Here is a 21591-nt window from a genome sequence, read left to right on the forward strand (position 1 = left end):
CCCTGCCTGAACGGCCACGCTCGCCCGCCTAGTCCCGACCATCCGGACCGATCGCACCGCGACCGCTCCCGGCTGGAGGCCTCGAGGGCCCGCACGCGCATCTTCCCGCAGGATGTGCAGGCCCGGCGTGAGCGCGCGCACCCGACAGGCACCTGCGGGCGCACGCCCCGTGCTGTCAAGGCTGGCAGGTGGGCATGCGCGGCGCGGAACGCAAATGCGGCGGCGCGCCTCAGCGTGCGCGCTCCCAGTCGACGAAGGCGAAGGCGTGCTCGTCCCGCGGGCCCGCCGGGTGCGCCTCGCGGAACGTCTCCCGGAAGCGGGCGCGGTCGAAGGCGGGGAATCGCACGTCGCCGGCGGGCTCGGCCTCGACCTCGGTGAGGTGGAGCCGGTCGGCGTGCGGGAGCGCGAGCGCGTAGATCTCGGCGCCGCCGACCACCATCAGCTCCGCCCCGGCGGCGGCCAGCGCGGAGTCCCAGTCGTGGACGGTCTCGACCCCCTCGGCGCGGAAGCCCGTGTCCCGGGTCAGCACCAGGGTGCGGCGCCCTGGCAGGGGCCGGCCGATCGAATCCCAGGTGCGCCGGCCCATCAGCATCGGCTTGCCCATGGTCAGGGCCTTGAAGCGCTTGAGATCGCTGGAGAGATGCCAGGCGAGCCCGTTGTCGCGGCCGATCACGCCGTTGCGGGCGACGGCGGCGACCAGGGAAACGATCGGGCTCATACCGCCACCGGGGCCGCGATGGCGGGATGCGGGTCGTAGTTCTCGATGGCGATGTCCTCGAACCGGAAGGCGAAGAGGTCGCGCACCTCCGGGTTGAGCCGCAGGTGCGGCAGCGGGCGCGGCTCCCGGGCCAGGAGGGTGCGGGTCTGCTCCAGGTGGTTCCTGTAGAGGTGCGCGTCGCCGAAGGTGTGGACGAAGTCGCCGACCCCGAGGCCGGCCACCTGGGCGATCATGTGGGTCAGGAGCGCGTAGCTCGCGATGTTGAACGGCACGCCCAGGAAGGCGTCCGCCGAGCGCTGGTAGAGCTGGCAGGAGAGCCGCCCCTCGCTGACGTAGAACTGGAACAGGCAGTGGCAGGGCGCGAGGGCCATCCGGTCGAGGTCGGCCGGGTTCCAGGCCGACACGATCAGGCGGCGGGAATCGGGGTTGCGCCGGATCTCGTCGAGCACCCCGGCGATCTGGTCGACCGTGCCGCCGCCGGGCTTCTCCCAGGAGCGCCACTGCTTGCCGTAGACCGGGCCGAGATCGCCGCGCTCGTCCGCCCACTCGTCCCAGATCGTCACGCCGTTCGCCTTCAGCGCCGCCACGTTGGTGTCGCCCGCCAGGAACCAGAGCAGCTCGTGGATGATCGAGCGCAGGTGCAGCCGCTTCGTGGTGACCAGCGGGAAGCCCGCCGACAGGTCGAAGCGCATCTGGTGGCCGAACACCGAGAGCGTGCCGGTGCCGGTGCGGTCGTCCTTGGCGACGCCCGCGTCGAGGATGCGCCGGAGCAGGTCGTGATAAGCGTCCATCGCCCATTCCTGCGCGCCGGCGCGCCGGCCGGCAAGCGCGCCGCCGCCATATGTCCACCGCCGTCGCGCGGGAGCCGCTCCGGCGCAGGCCTGCGCGCGGCGCCCTGTCGGCCAGGCCGGCCTCGGACAGGCCCCAGACCGGCCCCAGACCGGCCCTCAGACCGGCCCTCAGACCGGCCAGAGCAGGTAGGTCACCAGGGCGAGGTTCGACCAGCCGTGCAGGGCGATGCCGGGCCAGAGCCGGCCGGTGCGCCAGCGCAGCCAGCCCAGCGCCAGGGCGAGGGGCAGCAGCGAGACCGGCCGGGCGAGCCCCCAGGACGAGATGTGGGCGGCGGCGAAGATGAGCGCGGTGACCAGGATCGCCCCCGCGGGTCCGACGGCCGCCCGGGCGCGGGCGAAGGCCTCGCCGCGCAGCAGCAGTTCCTCGGCCACCGGCGCCAGGATCGCCAGATAGGCGAGCCAGGCCGCGACCGCCGCCTGGCTCATGAACGGCGACAGCCGCACGTGCTGGCCGAAGCTCGCGCCGAACAGCTCCGCCGTGCCGGTGACCCAGGCGATGTGCAGCACCGGCCACACGAGGAGGAGGCCCAGCAGCGCGACCGGCCGCATGCCGTTCGGCCGCTCGCGGTCGAGGGCGAGGCGGCGGCGCCAACCGGACCGGTCGTGCCACCACGCGCCGCCGAGCACCAGGGCGGCGAGGTAGACCTGGCGCAGGGCGTCGATCGCGAAGGCCCGGTGGGCGAGTTCCACCGCGCCCAGGAACGGGCGCCGCTCGGGGGGCAGGAACGGGTCGATCCCGCTCCAGAGGTCGAAGCCGACGCGCACCGTGGCGAGGGACAGGAGGCTCGCCGCGCCGAGATAGACGACCACGAGGGCGACCAGGGCGCCGAGCCGCCACGTCGCGCCCCAGGCGCGCTCGAGCGGGCCCCGCGCACCGGGGACGGCGGCGCGCGACTGCGCACTTCCGGCAACAGCCTCCCCCGGAGGCTCCAAATGAGGCGGCGGCGCGACACGATCGGGCTTCAAAACCGGACCGATCCCCTCTATATCTCGGGAGCCGGTCGCGAGGCCGGCTATGGCGATAAACGTTCTTCGCAATAAACCTATCGGACCCGGGGGCGGTACCCGGCGCCTCCACCCGAGCCCAGGACATGCTGCCGCAAGGGGCGTGATCGGAACCGGGGCTTCGGCGGGGGCGAAATAGGATCGACGAGGGCGTAAAGGTTGAGCTTTCGCTCGGCATGGTTCCGCCGTTATCGGGCCTTTGCAATAGTTGCCAACGACAACTTTGCTCCGGTGGCGGTGGCCGCGTAAGCGGTCCCCAATATCGACCTGAAGTCCTAGCGGGTAGCTCCGCATAGGCGGGGTTCGGAGGCGCCTGGCAACAGAAGCCTCCACTTCAGTCCTCGGTCCGGCCATCCGCGGCGGGGCGCCGGGCAGACCGGGCGAGAGCGCGACCGCAGATGGCAGACGACCTGATCCGCTACGACCTCCTGGTACAGGACGCCCTGCGCGGCGTGGTGCGCAAGGTCCTGACCGACGCGGCCCGCGAGGGGCTGATGGGCGAGCATCATTTCTACGTCTCGTTCCGGACGGAGGCCCCCGGCGTGCGGATGTCGCAGGCCCTGCGCGAGAAGTACCCGCAGGACATGACGATCGTCCTGCAGCACCAGTTCTGGGACCTCAACGTCACCGAGCACGCCTTCGAGGTCGGCCTGTCCTTCTCGGGCGTGCCGGAGCGCCTGCTGGTGCCGTTCGACGCCCTGTCGGGCTTCTTCGACCCCTCCGTGCAGTTCGGCCTGAAGTTCGACCTCAGCGAGGCCGGCGAGACCCCCGAGGAGGCCAACGCCGCCCCGGCCAAGCCCGGTCCCCGCGGCGCCGGCTCGGAACCCGGCGAGGTGCGGCCCAAGAGCGCCGGTCTCGCGACGATCGGCGCGGGCGCGCCGAAGGGGCTGCCCGCGCCCGCCGCCCCGGGCGAGAAGGACGCCGGCAAGACCGACGACAAGGCCCCCCGCCCCGCCGCCAAGAAGGAGGGCGAGGAGGGCAGCGCCGAGGTCGTGAGCCTGGACGCCTTCCGCAAGAAGAGCTGAGATCGCCCCTGGCCGACTCGACGGCCGGGGGGTTCAAGCGGTGGACGACACGGTCGCGCAGCCGATGCTGTCGGCGAGTGAGCGGAAGCATCGCGCCAAGCGCTTCAACGAGGGTCTCAAGCTAGCCGCGACCCTGCTGAACTCGTCGGCCATCGCGACGATCGGCATCGCGGTCATCAATCCCCTCGCGCAGCGGCATCTCGATCTGGTCGCCGATGGCGGCTGGACTTTGCTGATCGCGGCGATCGTCCTACATCTCATGGGTCAGCTCATGATCAGATTCCTGCGTCCGGAGGATTGATCGCATGACCCAAGCTTATGCCAACCAGATCCTCGCGCTGGCCCTCGCCATGTCGGCGACGATCTTCGTCGGTGTCTGGATCGCGAGCCGGATCTACGACCGCAACACGCGCAGGCTCGAGGCGCGGCGGGGCGACTAGTCCCGCGCCGCCGCCTCCATGCGCAAGCCGTGCTCCGGCCGGAGCGTCACCCGGTGGAGCGGCGTGACCGCGGGGTGATCCGCCGGCAGCCGGAAGCGCACCGCCCGGACCACGTGGGCCAGCACGATCACCGCCTCCTGGATCGAGAAGCTCTGGCCGATGCAGACCCGCGGCCCCGCCCCGAACGGCAGGTAGGCGAAGCGCGGGATCGCGTCCCGGTTCTCGGGCAGGAACCGCTCCGGCACGAAGGCCTCCGGGTCATCCCAGAGCAGCTGGTGGCGGTGGAGCACCCAGGGCGCCACCATCACCAGCGAGCCCCGCGGCACCTTGATCCGGCCGAGCCGGTCGTCGCGGACCGCCTGCCGGCTGAGGAACGGGACCGGCGGGAACAGCCGCATCGCCTCCTCGATCACCGCCCGGGTGAAGGGCAGGCGCTCGACGGCGAAATCCCCCGGCCCGGCCGCGTCGACCTCGGCCTCGACCCGCGCCTGCGCGGCGGGATCCTGCGACAGGCAGTAGAGCGCCCAGGTCAGGGAATTGGCCGTGGTCTCGTGGCCGGCGGCGATGAAGGTGACGATGTTGGCCTTCACGGCGAGGTCCGAGAGCCCGTTGCCGGTCTCGGGATCCTGCGCGGCGAGCAGCAGCGTCAGCAGGTCCCGGGGCGCCTCGCCCCCCGTCATCAGCGCCTTCCGCCGGGCGATCAGTTCGTCGACCACCTCGGCGAAGAAGCGCCCCGCCGGGCGCGCCCGCAGGCGGCCGATCCGCGGCACGAAATCGGGCACGCCGAACACGTCGAGGGGGTCGATCGGCCCGACGGCCTCGAGGAAGCGCGTGATCGCGCGGCCCAGCGCGTCGGGATCGCTCGGCAGCCCTTGCGTGAAGATCGTCCGCTCCAGCACGTCGAGGGTGACGCGGGTCATCTCCAGGGCGACGTCGACCCGCTTGCCGTCGCGGCGGACGAGGCGGCGGCCGAGCCGCGCCCCGGCAGCGTTCATCGCGTCGGAGAAGCCCTGGACCGTGCGGGCGTTGAAGATCGGCGCCAGCGTCCGGCGCTGGAGCCGCCACTCGTCGCCCTCGGCGCTGAGCAGGCCGTTGCCGAGCCCCGGGGCCAGCACGCGGCGCTGGAGGTCGTCCTTGCGGTAACCGTCGGGGTTCTCGATGAGCAGGTAGCGGATCAGCGCCGGGTCGCTCACCAGGGTGATCCGGCCCATCGCGCCCTCGGCCGCCACGACCGGCAGCTTGAAATGCGCGTCCATCCAGGTGGTGATCGGGTTCTTGCGCGCCGCCCGCAGGAACTCGAACAGGCCGAGCGGCTCCTTCAGCGGCGGCGGCACGACGGGGCGGAACCGGGTGCCGGCCATCGGTTCGGAGAGATCGATCGTGGCGCTCATCGGCTCCTTGTCCGGCGGGAACAGAGCCCCGCCCTTGTCGGCGCACCGGGGAAAACCGGCATCGCGATTCACCCGCGCCTCATTTAAGTAGGCACCGCACTGCACCAGACGTAGAGGCCACGATGTCGCCCACCGAGACCGCCACCCGCACCGAGTCCGACACCTTCGGTCCGATCGAGGTCCCGGCGCATCGCTACTGGGGCGCGCAGACGCAGCGCTCGATCCAGAACTTCAAGATCGGCACCGACCGGATGCCGGCGCCGCTCGTCCACGCCCTCGGGGTGGTGAAGCAGGCCGCCGCCCTGGTGAACAAGGATCTCGGCGCCCTCGACCCGAAGCTCGCCGACGCCATCGCGGCATCGGCCGCCGAGGTCGTGGAGGGCCGCTACGACGACGAGTTCCCGCTCGTCATCTACCAGACCGGCTCGGGCACCCAGTCGAACATGAACGCCAACGAGGTGATCGCCAGCCTCGCCAACGAGCGGCTGGGCGGCCAGCGCGGCGGCAAGTCGCCGGTCCACCCGAACGACCACTGCAACCGCGGCCAGTCGTCCAACGACACCTTCCCCACCGCCATGCACATCGCGGTGGCCCGCGAGATCCAGGGCCGCCTGCTGCCGGCGCTCTCCCACCTGCACGCCGCCCTCGACGCCAAGGCCAAGGCGTTCGACGCGATCGTCAAGATCGGGCGCACCCACCTGCAGGACGCGACGCCGGTCTCCCTCGGCCAGGAATTCTCCGGCTACGTCGCGCAGGTCGCCCTCGGCGGCTCGCGGGTCGCCGCGACCCTGCCGGGGGTGCTGGCGCTCGCCCAGGGCGGCACGGCGGTCGGCACCGGCCTCAACGCCCATCCGGAATTCGCCGAGCGCTTCGCCGCCAAGGTCGCCGAGCTGACCGGCCTGCCCTTCACGTCGGCCGAGAACAAGTTCGAGGCGCTCGCGACACACGACGCCCTGGTGTTCACGCAGGGCGCCCTCTCGGCGCTCGCCGCCGGCCTGTTCAAGATCGCCCAGGACATCCGCTTCCTCGGCTCGGGCCCGCGCTCCGGCCTCGGCGAGCTGTCGCTCCCCGAGAACGAGCCCGGTTCGTCGATCATGCCCGGCAAGGTCAACCCGACCCAGTGCGAGGCCCTGACGATGGTCTGCGCCCAGGTGATCGGCAACGGCACCACGGTGAGCTTCGCCGGCTCCCAGGGCAATTTCGAGCTCAACGTGTTCAAGCCGGTGATCGCCAACGCGGTGCTGCAGTCGATCCGCCTGCTCGCCGACGCGGCGGTGAGCTTCACCGACAATTGCGTCGTCGGCATCAAGGCCAACGAGGACAAGATCGCCGACCTGATGAGCCGGTCGCTCATGCTGGTCACCGCGCTCGCCCCCTCGATCGGCTACGACAAGGCCGCCGAGATCGCCAAGACCGCGCACAAGAACGGCACGACCCTCAAGGAGGAGGCCCTCCGCCTCGGCTACGTGACCGAGGCGGAGTTCGAGCGCGTGGTGCGGCCGGAGACCATGCTGGCCCCCAGCGCCGATTAGTTTCTTGGGTATTTGGCCGGCGCGGATGTCCCGCGCCGGCCGCCATTGCCGGGAGGCGATCCATGGCCGAGATCATCAACCTGCGTCAGGTCCGAAAGGCGAAGGCCCGCGCCGAGGCCGACACGAAGGCCGAGGCCAACCGGATCGCCTTCGGGCAGCCGAAGAAGGCCAGAACCCTCCAGCAGCGCCGCAAGGCCCTGGAGACCGAGCGGCACGAGGGCCACCGCCTGGAGCGGGGCGAGCCCGATCCGGCGGACTGAGAGCAAATCCGGATGCAGCAGCCCCACCGTCCTTGCGTGCGGAGCGAAGCGATCCAGTCGCGCCACGCCGACCAGGGTCGCGCTGCCCTGGATCGCTTCGCTCCGCTCGCGAGGACGGGACGCGCAGCCGCCTCGCCATGAGCCCGGGCATCACCAAGCGCTCCGTGATGATCGCCGGCCACCGGACCAGCGTGTCCCTGGAGGACCCGTTCTGGGCGGCCCTGCGGGCGATCGCGGAGGCGCGGGGCCAGTCGGTCCAGGCCCTCATCGGGCACATCGACGCCGGCCGCGACGGCCAGAACCTGTCCTCGGCGATCCGCGTGTTCGTGCTGGAGGCCGTCCGCGCGATGCCGGAAACGTGAGCGCCGCGCGCCCTGGCCGCTCTCCCGATCCTGAATAGGTGTCTGACGATCGCGTGACAAATCCACGCACGAAGGAGACCCCATGGCCAGTAGAGAGCCGCTGCTCAAGACCATCCCGATCGCGGAGCTGCGCCCGACGCAGATGACCGTGGGCTACCGGGAAGTGGCGGAGAAGCGGCGGCGCTGGCGGGAGTACGACGGCGAGAAGAAGAAGGAATTCCTCGGCGCCCACATGATCCCGACGCTGCTCGGGCCGAAGAAGCGCCACTACATCATCGATCACCACCACCTGTCCCGCGCCCTGCACGAGGAGGGCGTCGAGAACGTGCTCGTCACCGTGGTGGCCGACCTGCACTACCTCGACAAGGACGCGTTCTGGACGGTCTGCGACCACAAGTCCTGGACCCACCCCTACGACGCCGACGGCGTGCGCCAGCACTTCGACGACATCCCGAAATCCGTCGACGCCCTGGTGGACGACCCCTATCGCAGCCTCGCCGGCGAGCTGCGCCGGGCCGGCGGCTTCGCGAAGGACACGACGCCGTTCAGCGAGTTTCTCTGGGCCGACTTCCTGCGGCGGAACATCAAGGAGAAGCGGATCGAGAACGACTTCTCCTCGGCCCTGGAGCGGGCGATGTCGCTGGCCAAGTCCAAGGACGCCGACTACCTGCCCGGCTGGTGCGGGCCGGTCACGCGCCACGTCCGCTGAGACCCGCAGACGGTCGCGGCGCCGCCTATATGCCCCAGTAGGGCGCCGCGTCGTAGTAGCGGTGGATCTGCTCCTCCCAGGCGCCGTCCGCGGCCGGATCGGTGCCCTCGGGGGTGCGGGCCGGGGCGGCGCGCAGCTGCGCCTCGGTGATGTCGACCACGTAGGCGTCCTGCTGCGGCTCGAACCGCAGCACCGACCAGGGCAGCGTGTAGAAGTCCTCGCCGAGGCCCAGGAACCCGCCGAAGCTCATCACCGCGTAGGCGACCCGGCCCGAGACCTTGTCGAGCATCAGCCGCTCGATCCGTCCGACCCGTGTCCCGTCGGGCCGGCGGACATCCGTCCCGATGACCCGATCGCTGGCGATCAGGCGGCGGGGCTCCCGGCCGGCCGGGTTCGCCGTGCCGGGCTGACCGGTGTCCGTTCCCGTTCCCAAGGCCGTCATCGCCGCCTCCCGACCGTTTCCGCGCGACGCGCGCCGTCTGCCCGAAAAACGCCCCGCCCCTGGGCCACGTTCCGGCGGGCGCCCGCGCCCGCCCTCTCCAGCCGGACGAACAGCCCCCGCATGCCGATGCCGCGTTTCGCCCAGAGCCTCGTGCTCGCCGCCCTGCTCCTGCCCGCCGCCGCGCAGGCCCAGGATCGCGGCAGCGTCAATCCGAAGCCGCTGCCGCCCCTGGAGAATCCGGACGCGCCCTCGACGCCCGCCAAGGCCCTGTTCGGGCGGGTCACCAAGGCGTCCTCCGGTCCGGCCCACATCTACGGCTTCTACGCCAAGGGCTGCTTCGCCGGCGGCGAGGCGCTGCCGCTCGACGGGCCGAACTGGCAGGTCATGCGCCCGTCCCGCAACCGGATGTGGGGCACGCCCTACCTCGTCGACTTCATCGAGCGGCTGTCGCAGAAGGCCGCCCGGGTCGGCTGGCCCGGCCTCCTCGTGGGCGACATGGCCCAGCCCCGCGGCGGCCCGATGATCACCGGCCACGCCTCGCACCAGATCGGCATCGACGCCGACGTCTGGCTGACGCCGATGCCCGACCACCGCATGAGCCGGGCGGAGCGCGAGGAGACCTCGGCCACCGACATGGTCCGCCGCGACCGCCTCGACATCGATCCCCAGGTCTGGACGCCCACGCACCTGCAGCTGATCAAGATCACCGCCGAGCAGCCGGAGGTGGAGCGCATCTTCGTCAACGCGGCGATCAAGAAGGCCCTCTGCCGCGACGCCGCGGGCAGCCGCTGGATGTCCAAGGTCCGCCCGATGTACGGGCACAATTACCACTACCATATCCGGCTTTCCTGCCCGGCCGGCCAGGAGGATTGCCAGCCCCAGGGCGCGCCGCCGCCGGGCGACGGCTGCGACGACCTCAGCTACTGGTTCTCGGACGCGGTGCTCCACCCGAAGCCCCCGAAGACGCCGCCGAAGGCCAAGCCCGCCATGACCATGGCGGCGCTGCCCGCCGCCTGCCGGGCGGTACTGAAGGCACCGTAGGCCGGGACCCCGGGGATGGTCGCCGCTCAGGGCGCGGCCGCCTCCGCGTAGGGCGTGCCGGCCAGCGCCGCCGCGAGGCTGGCCGTCCCCCGGTCGATGACCGCCAGGAAGGCGGCATTCGCCGCCTCCGTCCGCCGCGTCGCCCGGAAGGTCCGGTGCGCCCGGAGGAAGGCCACGCTCCAGGTCGCCAGCAGCAGGCCGGCCGCCAGGTCGGCGTCGGGATCGTCCGGCCCGCGCCCGACGGATTCGGCGAGCGCGACCCGCACCACGCCCGCGAGTTCGTCCCGGATCGCCCGGGCCCGGGCCTTGAGCGTCTCGCTCCCGGCCGCCGTCGCGACGAAGGCGCCGCTGCGCGCCGAGAATTCCACGACCGGGTTCCGGCCCGTCACCAGCCGGTGCGCCAGCTGGCGGAGCGTCTCGACCGGCGCGACCCGGGGATCGCGCTGCCGCAGGGTCTCGCGCAGGCGTGCGCGCCCCTCCTCATCGCGGTCGTAGAACATGTCCTCCTTGCGGGGGAAGTGGTTGAACACGGTCATCCGGCCGACATCCGCAGCCGCCGCGATCTCATCCACCGTCACGGCGTCGAAGCCGCGCTCCAGGAACAGCCGCGTGGCGGCGTCGGAGATGGCCTGCCGGGTGGCGAGGCGCTTGCGGGACCGGCGGTCGGGAGGCGTTGACAGGCGCCGCTCCATACCACATCCATTCATAGACTTAGTATAGAAATGGATTAAGTCCATGCACAGGCCTGTCGACATCGTCGTGGTTGGAGCCGGGCCGGTGGGGCTCCTCACCGCCATCGAGCTGACCCTCGGGGGCGCGCGCGTCCGGGTGCTGGAGCGCCTCACCGAGCCGAGCACCACCATCAAGGCGCTGGGGCTGGGCCCCCTGGGCGTCGAGGCGCTGCAGCGGCGGGGGATGGGCGCGGCGATCGAGGCCGCCGAGGCGCGGAGCCTCGCGGCGATGGACCGCCTGCCGGGTCAGGTCGGCGGCGGCCCGCGCGGGGCGCAGTTCAGCGGCCATTTCGGCTTCCTGTTCATCCGCCGCGGCCCGCAGGCGGAGCCGGACCGGCGCATGCGCGCGGTCGATCAGCAGAGCCTCGAAGCCATGCTGCTCGACCGCGCCGCGGCGCTCGGGATCGACCTGCGCCGCGGTTGCACGCTCACGGGCTTCACGGAGGCGGCCGACGGGGTCGAGGTGGCCTGGACCGCGCCGACGGGCGACGCGCGCGTCCGCTGCGCCTATCTCGTCGGCTGCGACGGCGGCCGCAGCGCGGTCCGCAAGATGGCCGGCTTCGCCTTCCCCGGCACGCCGCCGACGCTCACCATGTACCAGGCGATCGCCGATCTCGACGATCCCGCCGGCGCGCTGCCGGTCGGCTGGCACCGCGGGCCGGGGGGCGTCTACGGCCACGGGCCGTTCCCGCGCCGCCTGTTCATGCTGGATTTCAGCGGCCCGCCGGCCGACCGGCAGGCGCCCGTCACGCGCGACGAGATCGAGACCGCGCTGCGCCGGGTCAGCGGCACGGACGTCCGCGTCGCCCGGGTCGCGGTCGCGAACCGGTGGGCCGACAACACGCGCCTCGTCGACACCTACCGCCGGGGCCGCGTGCTGCTCGCCGGCGACGCGGCGCATGCCCACGCGCCCTTCGGCGGCCAGGGCCTGAGCCTCGGCCTGGGCGACGCCGCCAATCTCGGCTGGAAGCTCGCCGCCGTGCTGCGCGGGGAGATGCCCGAGACCCTGCTCGATACCTACACGGCCGAGCGGCGCCCGGTGGCCGAGGCCGTCACGGCCAACACCCGCGCCCAGGCGGCGATCCTGCGGCCCGATCCGCAATCGGGCGCGCTGCGCGACCTGATGGCGCGGCTCCTGGAGAGCGACGAGGTCAGCCGGATCCTCGGCGGCCTGATGCGCGGCCTGAGCGCCCGGTACGATCTCGGCTCGCCCGAGGACGCGGTCGGCCGGATGGCCGGCGACGGGCTGCTCGGCGCCGGCGGCGCGACGCTCTACGGTGCGATGCAGGACGGCCGGGGCCTCCTCGTCGACGGCAGCGCCGACGGCGCGGCCTCCCGGATGGTCGCCGCGGCGACGGGCCGGGTGACCTGCGTGGCGGTCCCGGACGGGCCCTCGACGCTGGTCCGCCCCGACGGCTGCGTCGCCTGGACGGGCGCGGCAACCGCCCTCGACGGCCTGCGGGAGGCGGTGGGCCGCTGGTTCGGCCCGTCACCGGCCGGGCCGCTCGGCGCGCCGGCTCCGATGTGCTAACCGCCCCGGATGCCCCGCTGGCTCTTCATCCTCCTCGCGACCGCCCTCGCCCTCTCGGTCCTCGGCAGCGTCCTGATCGTGCTGCGCAGCCCGAACAGCACGCCGCCCCTGCGGGGCGGCGCCGCCGGCGCCCCGGCGCCGGGCCCGCAGACGCGGCCCGACGGCCGGAGCCCGTGAGGCTCGGGCGGCGCCGCCGGTTCCCGCCGGGTCGCAACAGCCGGCCGGGTTCTCGACCGGGTTCTCGACCGGGTTCTCGACCGGGTTCTTGGCCAGCTTCTTGGCCGGGGCCTGCTGGTGGCAGGCCCCCGCGAAGCGGTGCGCCAGCGGCCCGCCTCCCGGTCTCGGGCGCCGCCCGATACGGGAAGGCGGGGACCGCCGGACGACGTTCGGCGCCCGCCCTCCGCGAACCGCGCCGCGAGAGACTGGACCGCGCGGGCAAATTCCGGCTTGGTGCCCCGACGACGCGGGTCGGACGGCCGCCCTGCGCGACGCTGTGAGGGGCTGATCCGGATGGAGACGGGCGGGACCGCCACGAGCCACGTGCCGGACGACCTCAAGGCGGAGGCGCACCGGGGCGATCCCTTCGCGGCCGCCGTGCGGGCGACCCGGATGCCGATGATCATCACCGATCCGGCCCAGCACGATAACCCGATCGTCTTCGTGAACGACGCCTTCCTGAAGCTGACCGGCTACACCCGGATGGAGGTGGTCGGCCGCAATTGCCGCTTCCTGCAGGGGCCCGACACCGAGGCGGCAGCCGTCGACCGCCTCCGCGCGGCCGTCCGGCGGGAGGAGGACATCCGGGTCGACCTCCTCAACTACCGCAGGGACGGCTCGACCTTCCAGAACGCCCTCTACGTCGGACCTGTGCGGGACGAGGCGGGACGGGTGGTCTACTTCTTCGCCTCGCAGCTCGACGTCAGCGAGCACTACGCGCTGACCGCCGAGATCGAGCGGCTGAAGGCCGCCCTGGCCGAGGCCGAGGCCAAGCTCGCCGCCCGCTAGGCCGCCGGGAGGATCAGGGCTTCGTCAGGAACCCGATCGGCTCGCGGCCCGGCTGGCCGAGCCAGAGCAGGACCGCGCCGAGGCCGAGGCCGATCAGGGAGGCCGGCGCCAGGGTGAGCGGCAGGCCCAGGATGTGCCAGAGCCAGGGCGCCGCCCCCTCCACGCTGCCCTGCAGGGCGCTGGCCTTGTCCTTGAACAGGGTGGCGATCACGTCGGAGAGCGGCGTCACCCGCAGCCCGTTGTTGGCGATGGAGCGGGCACCGTCGTAGACCAGCGCGACGAAGCCGCCGGCCATCAGCAGGAAGCCCAGGACGCGGGCCAGGAAGCGGAACATCGCGGGGCCTTCTGAGCCTTGCCTTACGGGCCGTGGGTGCCGGATCGGCGCGCCCGCCCCGGGAGTATGGGGCCGCGCCGCAAGGTGCAAGCGCCCGGGGCGAGCGTCGATCCGCGCGGTTGCGGGGCCCTCGGGCCCGTGCCACAGGGTCGCCCGGCGGCGGCGGGCCGTGCGGGAACGGTCGACCTTGGACGCGCGCGCGACGAATCTCGGCCTCGTGATCTTCGATTGCGACGGCGTCCTGGTGGACAGCGAGCCCCTGAGCCTCGCCTGCCTGACGGCCGGGCTCAACCGGATCGGCGTGGACATCGACTTCGCCACCGTGCGGGCGCGCTTCACCGGCACCGCGATGCCCTCGATCATGGCGCATATCGCGAGCGACTACGGCGTCACCGCCCCGGACGGCTTCGTCGAGGCGGTGAAGGCCGAGACCCTGGCGCTGTTCGACGCGGAGCTGCGGGCGATGCGCGGCGTCGCCGAGGCGGTCGCCGCCGTGGGCCTGCCGGTCTGCGTCGCGTCGAGCAGCGACCCGGTGCGGTTGCGCCACTCCCTGACGCTGACCGGGCTGCTCCCCCTGTTCGGCGACCGCGTCTTCTCCTCGGCGCAGGTGGCGCGGGGCAAGCCCTTCCCCGACCTGTTCCTGTTCGCCGCCGAGCGGATGGGCGTCGCTCCGGCGGCCTGCCTCGTGATCGAGGACAGCGTTCCCGGGGTCACGGCGGCCCGGAGCGCCGGCATGCGGGTCGCGGGCTTCACCGGCGGCGGCCACTGGGGTCACGACCCGGCGGGCGCCGGGCTCGCGGAGGCCGGCGCGGCCCGGATCTTCTCGGACTTCTCCGACCTCGCCGCGGTGATCGCCGCGGCCTGAACGATCCGCCTCCCGGACGCGTGCCCGGGACCGGCTTCCTGCCAGGCCGGCCCTCGAAATCGGAAGTCCGTTCCGTTGACGGTGCGCCGTGCAGCGCCCATCTTCAGGGGTGCCGGCCCGGCCGCGCACCTCGGGTGCGCGACAGGGCCGGCCGCGGTCCTTTGAGAAGCGTAGCTTGCGCCGCGTGATCAAACGCTAAAGCACTGCGCCGGCCCCGCGCCGCGCGGTCCTTCAGTCTGGAGGACGTCCGATGGTCACTCGCACATCGTCCCTTCGATACCCGCTCCCGATCGCCCCCTGCTGCCCCGCCGCCCGCCGGCGCTGTCGACGCTGAGCCCCGTCGATCCTCCGCAGCAGCCAACGCGATCCGGCACGGCGACCGGCCGGCCCAGGGAGTTCCCGATCCGATGCACAGCCTCGCAGAGTACAAACCCGAAGACCGTCCCGACCTCGCGGACCCGGCCCTCGGCCCGAGCGAACCCGCCCGGGTGATCGAGATCGGTGAGGTCACCGCCGGGATCGCCGTCCCCGAGGGGCGCGGCGTCCGGTTCTTCTCGTCCGCGCGCGATTTCGACGGGCTCGACGGCGCCGTGTTCCGCACGGCCGAGCAGGCCGCCCGCGCGGCCCGCGCGCGCATGAGCGCCCGGACCCGGCCCCCCGACCGGGCGCACCGGCCCGCGCTGCGGCGGGCCTGACCCGCCCACTACTTGCTGCACTCGTCCCGGGTGCGCTTCATGGCCTCCGCGAATCCGCCGAGCGCGTACTCGTCGCTCGTCGGGTTCCCGCGCAGCGACGTGGCCTTGATGATGATCTTCGGGTTGCGGGCGCTCATCTCGGAGACGACCCGCGCCTCCTCGGCGGGGTTCTGCAGCCAGGCATTGCCGTCCTTGACCACGAGGCCGTAGCGACTGGCGCCGAGGTTGAGGCTCGGGTCGGTCGGCGCGGCCGCGGAGCCGGGCTTGACCTGGGAGGCCGCGGGCTTCGACGGGAAGCCCAGCATCACCGCCACCTCGTTCTGGATGTTCTCGCCCTTGCGCACGCTCACGAACAGGTAGGCGGTGTCGCGCTTCAGGGTCTTGGGCGAGCGCGTCTGCGGCTGCGCGATCGCGTAGCAGAGCTTGTTGCGGCCGTCGCCGTTCACGAACACGTTCCAGTCGCCGAAGATCGCCACCGGGGTGGCCTGCTGCATCCCCGGCGGGGTCGCGGTCTTCTTCTCGGCGCGCTTGCTCCGCTCGCGGCCGTGCCGCCGCCCGCGCCGCGACGGGGCCGCGTCGCCACCGCCGGCGTCCGGGGCCGCCGCCGCGTCCTGGGCGTGGGCCGCCGTCGCGACCAGGCAGGTCCCGCCGAGCACACCTCCGACGAGGCCGGTAACCAGCCCGGAGGCGAGCAGGGCGAGAGCTCCGACCGGGAGCGAGCGGGGGACGCGGACCATCTTCACTTCCTGACGACGGGCGGCTCCGTCAGGAGCCGGACCGGGGTTCGGGATTAGTGAAGCTTGCGTAAAACGTCGGCAAGATGGCGAGGCGGGATCCGTCGACAATCAGACGGCGCGGGCTTCCGTCGCCCGGGCCGCGATGACGCCGGCCGGGACCGGCAGTGCCTCGACCGCCGGGCCGGCGGGCACCGCGATCGCGTTCGGCCGGACCGGCGGAGCGGCCTTGCGGGGCGGATCGTTGTAGGGGGTGTTGTAGCCCTTGCGCACGGCGGCCCAGTAGGACTCGCGCGTCAGGCCGGAACCGGTCAGGGCGGCGTCGATCATCGCCGTGGCGTGCGCCGCGAAATCCGGCACCTCCTCCGTGTTCAGCCAACTCTCGACAGGCATCCTGCGAACTCCGATCCAGACGGCGAAGCTTGTAGCTGAGCGGACTTAGCCAGACGGTGAACGCGCGGGCGGGCCGAGGGTTGCAATGCACAATTTTGAGCGGTCCTGTGGATGAGCGGGGGCCCGTTCCCCGATCCGAGGCGACCGGGGGGCCACCCCACGGTCGGATCGGCGGGCCGCAGGCCCCCGGCAACCCTCAGGGGCTAGCGGCGCGAAGCGCCAGCCGGCGCCGGTCGCCGTCGGCCGCGACGGCTCAGCCCAGCCGCTCGATCCAGGCCTGCGCCTGGCGCCGGACGTTGTCGGGCGCGGTGCCGCCGTAGCTGGTGCGGCTCGCCACCGAGTTCTCGACGCCCAGCACCGCGTAGACCGCCTCGGTGATCCGCGGCTCCGCCTCCTGCATCTCGGGCAGCGACAGCGCCTCGAGGCCGACGCCCTTGGCGGAGGCCGCGCCGACGAGGCGGCCGGTGACGTGGTGCGCCTGACGGAACGGCAGCCCGAGCTCGCGCACCAGCCAGTCGGCGAGGTCGGTGGCGGTGGCGTAGCCGGAGCCGGCGGCGCGGCCGAGCACTTCGGCGTTGGGCTCCAGGTCCTTCACCATGCCGGTCATGGCGGCGAGGCACAGGGACAGGGCCTGGAGGGCGTCGAAGGTGCCCTCCTTGTCCTCCTGCATGTCCTTCGAGTAGGCGAGCGGCAGGCCCTTCATGACGATGAGCAGGCCGGTGAGCGCGCCGATGATCCGGCCGCTCTTGGCCCGCACCAGCTCGGCGGCGTCGGGGTTGCGCTTCTGCGGCATGATCGACGAGCCGGTCGTGAACCCGTCCGACAGCCGCACGAAGTTGAACTGGGCCGAGGTCCAGACCACCAGCTCCTCGGCGAAGCGCGACAGGTGCACGGCGCAGATCGAGGCCGCCGCCAGCGCCTCCAGGGCGAAGTCGCGGTCGGCGACCGAATCGAGGGAGTTGGCGGTCGGCCGGTCGAAGCCGAGGGCCGCCGCCGTGGCGTGCCGGTCGATCGGGAAGGAGGTGCCGGCGAGCGCGGCGGCGCCCAGCGGGCACTCGTTGAGCCGCGCCCGGGCGTCGCGGAACCGGCCCCGGTCGCGGGCCAGCATCTCGACATAGGCGAGGCAGTGATGGCCGAAGGTCACCGGCTGGGCCGACTGGAGATGGGTGAAGCCCGGCATCACGGTGCCGGCGTGCTTCAGCGCCGCCTGGCTGAGGGCGCGCTGCAGGTCGGCGGCCTGCTGGTCGAGGGAATCGAGGGTGTCGCGCACCCACAGCTTCATGTCGGTGGCGACCTGGTCGTTGCGCGAGCGCGCCGTGTGCAGGCGCCCGGCGGCCGGGCCGACGATCTCGGTCAGCCGGCTCTCCACCGACATGTGGATGTCCTCGAGCTCGCGCTTGAACGCGAAGGTGCCGCCCTCGATCTCGTCGCGCACGGACTTGAGCCCGGCCTCGATCGCGGCCACATCCTCCGCCGGCAGGATGCCGGCTTGGCCCAGCATCGCCACATGCGCCAGCGAGCCGCGGATATCCTGGGGCGCGAGGCGCTTGTCGAATCCGATGGAGGCGTTGATCTCCTCCATGATCTCCGCCGGGCCGCTCGCGAAGCGGCCGCCCCACATCCGGTTGCTCATGTCGATCCTTCCGCGCCCTGACCGTCCCGAGGCCCGAGCCTGATGCCCGGCCGCACGCCCATCCTGGCCGGCGCGGGCGTCGCCGCGCTCGCCGTCCTCGGCCTCGCCCTATACGGGAGCGGTCTCCTGCCCGGCAACACGGGCGGCGCCCTTCAGCCCTGCGCCGCCGCCAAGCCGGCGCTCGCCCGGGTCGATGCGGCCGCGAAGGGCGAGGTCGCCGCCATGCAGGCCCCGCCGCAGGCCCGGCCCGCGCCGGACATCCGGTTCAAGGGGCCGGACGGCGCCGAGACCGGCCTCGCCGACCTCAGGGGCCGGCTGCTCCTCGTCAATCTCTGGGCGACGTGGTGCGCGCCCTGCAAGGCCGAGATGCCGGCCCTTGACCGGCTCCAGGCGCAGCTCGGCGGCCCCGATTTCCAGGTCGTCGCGATCAACGTCGACACGCGCAACCTCGAGAAGCCGTCGGAATGGCTGAAGCAGGCGGGCATCCACGACCTCGCCTTCTACGCCGATCCCGGCGGCCGCGTGCTGCCGATCCTCCAGCGCGACACGCAGTCGCCCGGCCTGCCGACCACGATGCTGGTCGACGCGCAGGGCTGCACGATCGGGGTGATGAAGGGGCCGGCCGCGTGGTCGAGCGCGGACGGGCTGGCGCTGATCCGCGCGGCCCTGGGGCGGACGTCGTAACGGTCGCGGCCGCGCGGTTGCGCGCGTCTCCGATGCGCGGCAAGGCGTGTCGCGATGACCTCGCCCGCCCCTGACCGCGCCCCTCCGAGGCGGAGGCCCCGCCCCCTCTCGATCATCCGCACGCTGCTCGCCGGCGAGGCGGCGGGCGGGCTGATCCTGATGGCGGCGGCGGCCCTGGCGCTGGTCGTCGCCAACGGGCCGCTCGCGGACACCTACGCGCACGCCCTCCACGCCGAACTCGGCCCGATGAGCGTGCAGCACTGGATCAACGACGGCCTGATGGCCGGGTTCTTCCTGCTGGTCGGCCTGGAGATCAAGCGCGAGGCCCTCGACGGGCGGCTGCGGACCTGGCCCGACCGGGTCCTGCCCGGCGTCGCCGCGCTCGGCGGCATGGCGGTCCCGGCCGCATTCTACGCGCTCACCAATCTCGGGGCCGGCACCCTGCGGGGCTGGGCGATCCCGGCCGCCACCGACATCGCCTTCGCGCTGGGCGTCCTCGCGCTCCTCGGGTCGCGGGTGCCGGTCTCCCTCAAGATCTTCCTCAGCGCGGTCGCCATCGTCGACGACCTCGGCGCCGTGGTGGTGATCGCGCTGTTCTACAGCTCCGGCCTCGACCTCACCATGCTGGCGCTCGCCGCCGCGGTGCTGGCCGCCCTCTACGGCCTCAACCGGGCGGGGATCGGGTGGCTCCCGGCCTACGGGCTCCTCGGCCTCGTGCTGTGGGTCCTCGTGCTGCGCTCCGGGATCCACGCGACGATCGCGGGGGTGCTGCTCGCGCTCACGATCCCGATCCGGGTCAGCCCGGGCCGGCCGGAGGACGCGCACTCGCCCCTGCACCGGCTGGAGCACGCCCTCGCCCCCTGGATCACCTACGGGGTGGTCCCGGTCTTCGGCTTCGCCAATGCCGGCGTGGACCTCTCCGGCCTCACCCCCGAGGCCCTGCTCCAGCCGGTGACGCTCGGCATCGCGGCGGGCCTGTTCCTCGGCAAGCAGGCCGGCGTGTTCGCGAGCCTGCGGCTGGCCGTGGCGCTGGGATGGGCCAAGCGCCCGGCCGGGGCCGGCTGGGGGCAGGTCTACGGGGTCGCGGTCCTGTGCGGCATCGGCTTCACCATGAGCCTGTTCATCGGCGGCCTCGCCTTCCCGGACCCGCAGCACGAGACCGCCGTGAAGCTCGGCGTGCTCGCGGGCTCGGCCCTATCGGGACTCGCCGGCGCGGCGATCCTCCTCGTCGCGAAGCGCCGCGTCGCCCCTCATTAGCGGGCGGCGCGCTTCGTCATTGCGAGCGCAGCGAAGCAACCCAGTGCAGCGGAACATCGGGAAGCGTGGCGCCGTCTAGATTGCTTCGCTCCGCTCGCAATGACGGCGGCGCAAGGACGGCACCTCTTCCACGTGCCGGGCTCCGTCCGGCGCGAAAATGCGCTACCCCCCGTGGGCATGCGCTTCTATCTCGGCCTCGCCACCACCTTCCACGACCCGGCCCTCGCCCTGGTCGGCCCCGACGGCACCCTGCTCTTCGCCGAGGCGGCGGAGCGCGCCCTGCAGTACAAGCGCGCGCCGAACTGCGAGCCGGACGCCCCGTCGCAGATGGCCGCACTGCTGAAGGCGCACGTCCCGCCGGGCTCGGAACTCGTCGTCGCCTCGACCTGGGGCCCGCAATTCACCGACTTCCTGCGCGGCCAGGCCGGCGCCGGGGCCTTCGACCTGATGGCGCTCGCCACCCACACCACGGCGCTCAACCGCTCCTTCGTGCCCGAGCAGGCCGAGCGGGTGTTCATCGCCGACCTCCACGGCGCCCAGGAGCGGGCCGGCCACGGCACCCTGCTGGCCCTGAACCAGGAGGCGCGGATCACCGGCGCGGCGCCCCGGGCGACGATCGCCGGGCAGCGGCGCTACCCGCACCACCTGTGCCACGCCGCCTACGGCCTCTGGGGCAGCCCGTTCGAGACGGCCACCGCCCTGGTGGTCGACGGCATGGGCGAGACCGGTGCGGCGGCGATCTACCGCCTGGAGGGCGGCCGGATCACGGAGCTGCGCCGCCACCGCGGGCGCGGCTCGCTGGGCTTCCTGTACGGGCTGATCACCGACCTCGCCGGCTTCGATCAGGTGAAGGGCGAGGAGTGGAAGATCATGGGGCTCGCCCCCTACGGCCGGCCCGACCCGGACCTCGCCGCCCTGCTCGGCCGGCTCTGCACGGTCGAGGGCCACCGCCTGCGCTACGCCGACGCGGAGACGATCCGGGCGGTCGCCGCGGAGATCCGCGCCCGCCGCCCGGCCGATGCCCTGGAGAACGGCTGGCCCGACCTCGCCCGCTGCGGCCAGGACCTGTTCGCGACTTTGATGGACGCGCTGGTGGCCGAGGCCGAGGCCCTGGCGCCGTCCGAGAACCTCGTGATCGCGGGCGGCTGCGGGCTGAACTCCTCCTACAACGGCCGGGTGCTCGGCCGCTCCGGCTTCACCCGGCTGCACGTGCCCTCGGCCCCGGCGGACGACGGCAACGCGGTCGGCGCGGCGTGGCTCGCCTACGCGGAGGACCATCCGGACTGGGCCGGTCCGCCGCCCGCCGCCCGGCCGCTCACGCCCTATCTCGGCTCGCGGGTCTCCACGGCGCCGATGGAGCGGCTCGCCGAGCAGGAGCCCCGGGCCCGGCGCGTCGGCCACGCGGAGGCGACCCGCGCGGCGGCGCGGATCCTGGCCGAGGGCGGCCTCGTCGGCTGGGTGCAGGGCCGGGCGGAGTTCGGGCCCCGGGCGCTCGGCAACCGGTCGATCCTGGCCGATCCGCGGCCGGAAGGCGCCAAGGACGCGCTCAACGCCAAGGTGAAGTACCGGGAGGCGTTCCGGCCGTTCGCGCCGTCGATCTTGGCGGAGGCCGGGCCGGACTGGTTCGAGGATTACGCCGACAGCCCCTACATGGAGCGGACCCTGGTCTGGCGCGAGGCGGTCCGCGCCCGGGTGCCGGCGGTGGTGCACGAAGACGGCACCGGCCGGCTCCAGAGCGTCACGGCGGCGCGCAATCCGGCCTACGCGGCCCTGATCGGCGCCTTCGCGGCGATCACCGGCGTGCCGATCCTGCTCAACACGAGCTTCAACGTGATGGGCAAGCCGATCCTCCACGGCGCGGAGGACGCGATCCTGATGTTCTACACCACCGGCCTCGACGCCCTCGTGGTCGAGGACTGGCTGGTCGTGAAATGAGACGCGCCGCGCCCCCGG

General features: G+C 73.0%; 26 protein-coding genes and 1 other RNA gene. 17 read left to right on the top strand and 10 right to left on the bottom strand.

Annotated features, from left to right (window positions below; genetic code table 11):
• Window positions 1–229 precede the first annotated feature (229 nt).
• From ACQKQD_RS13050 to ACQKQD_RS13060, 3 genes are all read right to left on the bottom strand, one after another.
• Entirely contained in the window at window positions 230–718 is a 489-nt protein-coding gene (locus ACQKQD_RS13050) for a dihydrofolate reductase (protein WP_020091291.1), read from the bottom strand.
• Entirely contained in the window at window positions 715–1509 is a 795-nt protein-coding gene (locus tag ACQKQD_RS13055; RefSeq protein ID WP_100252911.1) for a thymidylate synthase, read from the bottom strand. Before ACQKQD_RS13055 ends, ACQKQD_RS13050 begins: the two co-directional genes overlap by 4 nt.
• A 168-nt stretch (window positions 1510–1677) precedes the next feature.
• Entirely contained in the window at window positions 1678–2535 is an 858-nt protein-coding gene (locus tag ACQKQD_RS13060; protein ID WP_427508563.1) for a CPBP family intramembrane glutamic endopeptidase, read from the bottom strand.
• Here ACQKQD_RS13060 and ssrA point away from each other — a divergent pair.
• From ssrA to ACQKQD_RS13080, 4 genes are all read left to right on the top strand, one after another.
• Window positions 2527–2908, top strand: a transfer-messenger RNA (tmRNA) gene (ssrA, locus tag ACQKQD_RS13065). The two genes, ACQKQD_RS13060 and ssrA, sit on opposite strands and share 9 nt — an antisense overlap.
• Window positions 2909–2972: 64 nt before the next feature.
• A complete protein-coding gene (locus ACQKQD_RS13070; RefSeq protein ID WP_020091294.1) occupies window positions 2973–3599 on the top strand; it encodes an SspB family protein in 627 nt (208 codons plus the stop codon).
• Window positions 3600–3639: 40 nt separating this feature from the next.
• Window positions 3640–3900 (top strand): hypothetical protein, encoded by a 261-nt coding sequence (locus tag ACQKQD_RS13075; protein ID WP_020091295.1) that lies wholly within the window; start codon window positions 3640–3642, stop codon window positions 3898–3900.
• A 4-nt stretch (window positions 3901–3904) separates the two neighbouring features.
• The gene (locus ACQKQD_RS13080) at window positions 3905–4039 is read left to right on the top strand and encodes a hypothetical protein (protein ID WP_280142566.1); all 135 of its coding nucleotides are present in this window, start codon (window positions 3905–3907) and stop codon (window positions 4037–4039) included.
• On the opposite strand, the gene ACQKQD_RS13085 is transcribed toward ACQKQD_RS13080, so the two are convergent.
• Window positions 4036–5430, bottom strand: a complete 1395-nt coding sequence (locus ACQKQD_RS13085) for a cytochrome P450 (protein ID WP_026604646.1) — start codon at window positions 5428–5430, stop codon at window positions 4036–4038. The genes ACQKQD_RS13080 and ACQKQD_RS13085 overlap by 4 nt on opposite strands.
• Window positions 5431–5552: 122 nt before the next feature.
• Between ACQKQD_RS13085 and fumC the strand changes: the two genes are divergently transcribed.
• The 4 genes from fumC to ACQKQD_RS13105 all read left to right on the top strand — a co-directional run bounded on the left by fumC (window position 5553) and on the right by ACQKQD_RS13105 (window position 8293).
• On the top strand, window positions 5553–6962 hold the full coding sequence (fumC, locus tag ACQKQD_RS13090) for a class II fumarate hydratase (RefSeq protein ID WP_020091298.1): 1410 nt from the start codon (window positions 5553–5555) through the stop codon (window positions 6960–6962).
• Between the two features lie 62 nt (window positions 6963–7024).
• Window positions 7025–7222, top strand: coding sequence for a DUF4169 family protein (locus tag ACQKQD_RS13095; RefSeq protein WP_042672647.1), 198 nt, complete (start codon window positions 7025–7027; stop codon window positions 7220–7222).
• A gap of 137 nt (window positions 7223–7359) precedes the next feature.
• Entirely contained in the window at window positions 7360–7584 is a 225-nt protein-coding gene (locus ACQKQD_RS13100) for a ribbon-helix-helix domain-containing protein (RefSeq protein ID WP_020091300.1), read from the top strand.
• 82 nt (window positions 7585–7666) lie between these two features.
• The gene (locus tag ACQKQD_RS13105; RefSeq protein ID WP_020091301.1) at window positions 7667–8293 is read left to right on the top strand and encodes a ParB-like protein; all 627 of its coding nucleotides are present in this window, start codon (window positions 7667–7669) and stop codon (window positions 8291–8293) included.
• A 25-nt stretch (window positions 8294–8318) separates the two neighbouring features.
• On the opposite strand, the gene ACQKQD_RS13110 is transcribed toward ACQKQD_RS13105, so the two are convergent.
• A complete protein-coding gene (locus ACQKQD_RS13110; protein WP_427508564.1) occupies window positions 8319–8735 on the bottom strand; it encodes a PRC-barrel domain-containing protein in 417 nt (138 codons plus the stop codon).
• 120 nt (window positions 8736–8855) lie between these two features.
• On the opposite strand from ACQKQD_RS13110, the gene mepA reads away from it, so the two are divergent.
• Entirely contained in the window at window positions 8856–9776 is a 921-nt protein-coding gene (gene mepA / locus ACQKQD_RS13115; protein WP_427508565.1) for a penicillin-insensitive murein endopeptidase, read from the top strand.
• A gap of 26 nt (window positions 9777–9802) precedes the next feature.
• Here mepA and ACQKQD_RS13120 read toward each other — a convergent pair whose 3' ends face one another.
• Window positions 9803–10468 (bottom strand): TetR/AcrR family transcriptional regulator, encoded by a 666-nt coding sequence (locus ACQKQD_RS13120; RefSeq protein WP_427508566.1) that lies wholly within the window; start codon window positions 10466–10468, stop codon window positions 9803–9805.
• Between the two features lie 43 nt (window positions 10469–10511).
• On the opposite strand from ACQKQD_RS13120, the gene ACQKQD_RS13125 reads away from it, so the two are divergent.
• From ACQKQD_RS13125 to ACQKQD_RS13135, 3 genes are all read left to right on the top strand, one after another.
• Window positions 10512–12038: an FAD-dependent monooxygenase gene (locus ACQKQD_RS13125; protein WP_427508567.1), complete on the top strand. Its 1527-nt coding sequence runs from the start codon at window positions 10512–10514 to the stop codon at window positions 12036–12038.
• Between the two features lie 9 nt (window positions 12039–12047).
• On the top strand, window positions 12048–12215 hold the full coding sequence (locus ACQKQD_RS13130) for a hypothetical protein (protein WP_175556360.1): 168 nt from the start codon (window positions 12048–12050) through the stop codon (window positions 12213–12215).
• A 333-nt stretch (window positions 12216–12548) separates the two neighbouring features.
• Window positions 12549–13043 (top strand): PAS domain-containing protein, encoded by a 495-nt coding sequence (locus ACQKQD_RS13135; RefSeq protein ID WP_020091307.1) that lies wholly within the window; start codon window positions 12549–12551, stop codon window positions 13041–13043.
• Between the two features lie 13 nt (window positions 13044–13056).
• Here ACQKQD_RS13135 and ACQKQD_RS13140 read toward each other — a convergent pair whose 3' ends face one another.
• Window positions 13057–13377: a hypothetical protein gene (locus ACQKQD_RS13140; RefSeq protein ID WP_020091308.1), complete on the bottom strand. Its 321-nt coding sequence runs from the start codon at window positions 13375–13377 to the stop codon at window positions 13057–13059.
• 187 nt (window positions 13378–13564) lie between these two features.
• Here ACQKQD_RS13140 and ACQKQD_RS13145 point away from each other — a divergent pair, with 187 nt between their 5' ends.
• Together ACQKQD_RS13145 and ACQKQD_RS13150 are read left to right on the top strand one after the other, a co-directional pair.
• Window positions 13565–14242 carry an HAD family hydrolase gene (locus tag ACQKQD_RS13145; RefSeq protein ID WP_427508568.1) on the top strand — a complete coding sequence of 226 codons (678 nt, stop codon included), beginning with the start codon at window positions 13565–13567 and terminating at the stop codon, window positions 14240–14242.
• A 407-nt stretch (window positions 14243–14649) separates the two neighbouring features.
• Window positions 14650–14937, top strand: coding sequence for a hypothetical protein (locus ACQKQD_RS13150; RefSeq protein ID WP_091675555.1), 288 nt, complete (start codon window positions 14650–14652; stop codon window positions 14935–14937).
• A gap of 8 nt (window positions 14938–14945) precedes the next feature.
• Here the strand turns inward: ACQKQD_RS13150 and ACQKQD_RS13155 are convergent, their stop codons facing one another.
• The 3 genes from ACQKQD_RS13155 to argH form a co-directional block, all read right to left on the bottom strand.
• A complete protein-coding gene (locus ACQKQD_RS13155) occupies window positions 14946–15674 on the bottom strand; it encodes a hypothetical protein (RefSeq protein WP_020091311.1) in 729 nt (242 codons plus the stop codon).
• Between the two features lie 108 nt (window positions 15675–15782).
• Complete coding sequence (locus ACQKQD_RS13160; RefSeq protein ID WP_042673334.1) at window positions 15783–16064, bottom strand: hypothetical protein; 282 nt, start codon at window positions 16062–16064, stop codon at window positions 15783–15785.
• A gap of 253 nt (window positions 16065–16317) precedes the next feature.
• Complete coding sequence (gene argH / locus ACQKQD_RS13165; RefSeq protein ID WP_020091313.1) at window positions 16318–17697, bottom strand: argininosuccinate lyase; 1380 nt, start codon at window positions 17695–17697, stop codon at window positions 16318–16320.
• A 42-nt stretch (window positions 17698–17739) separates the two neighbouring features.
• Here argH and tlpA point away from each other — a divergent pair, with 42 nt between their 5' ends.
• The 3 genes from tlpA (at window position 17740) to ACQKQD_RS13180 (ending at window position 21573) form a co-directional block, all read left to right on the top strand.
• Window positions 17740–18381, top strand: coding sequence for a thiol:disulfide interchange protein TlpA (gene tlpA / locus ACQKQD_RS13170; RefSeq protein ID WP_020091314.1), 642 nt, complete (start codon window positions 17740–17742; stop codon window positions 18379–18381).
• 54 nt (window positions 18382–18435) lie between these two features.
• Complete coding sequence (nhaA, locus tag ACQKQD_RS13175; protein WP_091675543.1) at window positions 18436–19638, top strand: Na+/H+ antiporter NhaA; 1203 nt, start codon at window positions 18436–18438, stop codon at window positions 19636–19638.
• A 177-nt stretch (window positions 19639–19815) separates the two neighbouring features.
• Entirely contained in the window at window positions 19816–21573 is a 1758-nt protein-coding gene (locus tag ACQKQD_RS13180) for a carbamoyltransferase family protein (RefSeq protein ID WP_091927869.1), read from the top strand.
• Window positions 21574–21591 lie beyond the last annotated feature (18 nt).

The sequence above is a fragment of the Methylobacterium sp. NPDC080182 genome (genome assembly GCF_050281105.1).
Taxonomy (GTDB): Bacteria; Pseudomonadota; Alphaproteobacteria; order Rhizobiales; family Beijerinckiaceae; genus Methylobacterium.

What these genes read in the sequence shown, in the direction of transcription:
- ACQKQD_RS13050 (WP_020091291.1), bottom strand. Translation starts at nt 718, where the DNA reads ATGAGCCCGATCGTTTCCCTGGTCGCCGCCGTCGCCCGCAACGGCGTG.
- ACQKQD_RS13055 (WP_100252911.1), bottom strand. Translation starts at nt 1,509, where the DNA reads ATGGACGCTTATCACGACCTGCTCCGGCGCATCCTCGACGCGGGCGTC.
- ACQKQD_RS13070 (WP_020091294.1), top strand. Translation starts at nt 2,973, where the DNA reads ATGGCAGACGACCTGATCCGCTACGACCTCCTGGTACAGGACGCCCTG.
- ACQKQD_RS13080 (WP_280142566.1), top strand. Translation starts at nt 3,905, where the DNA reads ATGACCCAAGCTTATGCCAACCAGATCCTCGCGCTGGCCCTCGCCATG.
- ACQKQD_RS13085 (WP_026604646.1), bottom strand. Translation starts at nt 5,430, where the DNA reads ATGAGCGCCACGATCGATCTCTCCGAACCGATGGCCGGCACCCGGTTC.
- fumC (WP_020091298.1), top strand. Translation starts at nt 5,553, where the DNA reads ATGTCGCCCACCGAGACCGCCACCCGCACCGAGTCCGACACCTTCGGT.
- ACQKQD_RS13095 (WP_042672647.1), top strand. Translation starts at nt 7,025, where the DNA reads ATGGCCGAGATCATCAACCTGCGTCAGGTCCGAAAGGCGAAGGCCCGC.
- ACQKQD_RS13100 (WP_020091300.1), top strand. Translation starts at nt 7,360, where the DNA reads ATGAGCCCGGGCATCACCAAGCGCTCCGTGATGATCGCCGGCCACCGG.
- ACQKQD_RS13105 (WP_020091301.1), top strand. Translation starts at nt 7,667, where the DNA reads ATGGCCAGTAGAGAGCCGCTGCTCAAGACCATCCCGATCGCGGAGCTG.
- ACQKQD_RS13110 (WP_427508564.1), bottom strand. Translation starts at nt 8,735, where the DNA reads ATGACGGCCTTGGGAACGGGAACGGACACCGGTCAGCCCGGCACGGCG.
- mepA (WP_427508565.1), top strand. Translation starts at nt 8,856, where the DNA reads ATGCCGATGCCGCGTTTCGCCCAGAGCCTCGTGCTCGCCGCCCTGCTC.
- ACQKQD_RS13120 (WP_427508566.1), bottom strand. Translation starts at nt 10,468, where the DNA reads ATGGAGCGGCGCCTGTCAACGCCTCCCGACCGCCGGTCCCGCAAGCGC.
- ACQKQD_RS13125 (WP_427508567.1), top strand. Translation starts at nt 10,512, where the DNA reads ATGCACAGGCCTGTCGACATCGTCGTGGTTGGAGCCGGGCCGGTGGGG.
- ACQKQD_RS13130 (WP_175556360.1), top strand. Translation starts at nt 12,048, where the DNA reads ATGCCCCGCTGGCTCTTCATCCTCCTCGCGACCGCCCTCGCCCTCTCG.
- ACQKQD_RS13135 (WP_020091307.1), top strand. Translation starts at nt 12,549, where the DNA reads ATGGAGACGGGCGGGACCGCCACGAGCCACGTGCCGGACGACCTCAAG.
- ACQKQD_RS13140 (WP_020091308.1), bottom strand. Translation starts at nt 13,377, where the DNA reads ATGTTCCGCTTCCTGGCCCGCGTCCTGGGCTTCCTGCTGATGGCCGGC.
- ACQKQD_RS13150 (WP_091675555.1), top strand. Translation starts at nt 14,650, where the DNA reads ATGCACAGCCTCGCAGAGTACAAACCCGAAGACCGTCCCGACCTCGCG.
- ACQKQD_RS13155 (WP_020091311.1), bottom strand. Translation starts at nt 15,674, where the DNA reads ATGGTCCGCGTCCCCCGCTCGCTCCCGGTCGGAGCTCTCGCCCTGCTC.
- ACQKQD_RS13160 (WP_042673334.1), bottom strand. Translation starts at nt 16,064, where the DNA reads ATGCCTGTCGAGAGTTGGCTGAACACGGAGGAGGTGCCGGATTTCGCG.
- argH (WP_020091313.1), bottom strand. Translation starts at nt 17,697, where the DNA reads ATGAGCAACCGGATGTGGGGCGGCCGCTTCGCGAGCGGCCCGGCGGAG.
- tlpA (WP_020091314.1), top strand. Translation starts at nt 17,740, where the DNA reads ATGCCCGGCCGCACGCCCATCCTGGCCGGCGCGGGCGTCGCCGCGCTC.
- nhaA (WP_091675543.1), top strand. Translation starts at nt 18,436, where the DNA reads ATGACCTCGCCCGCCCCTGACCGCGCCCCTCCGAGGCGGAGGCCCCGC.
- ACQKQD_RS13180 (WP_091927869.1), top strand. Translation starts at nt 19,816, where the DNA reads ATGCGCTTCTATCTCGGCCTCGCCACCACCTTCCACGACCCGGCCCTC.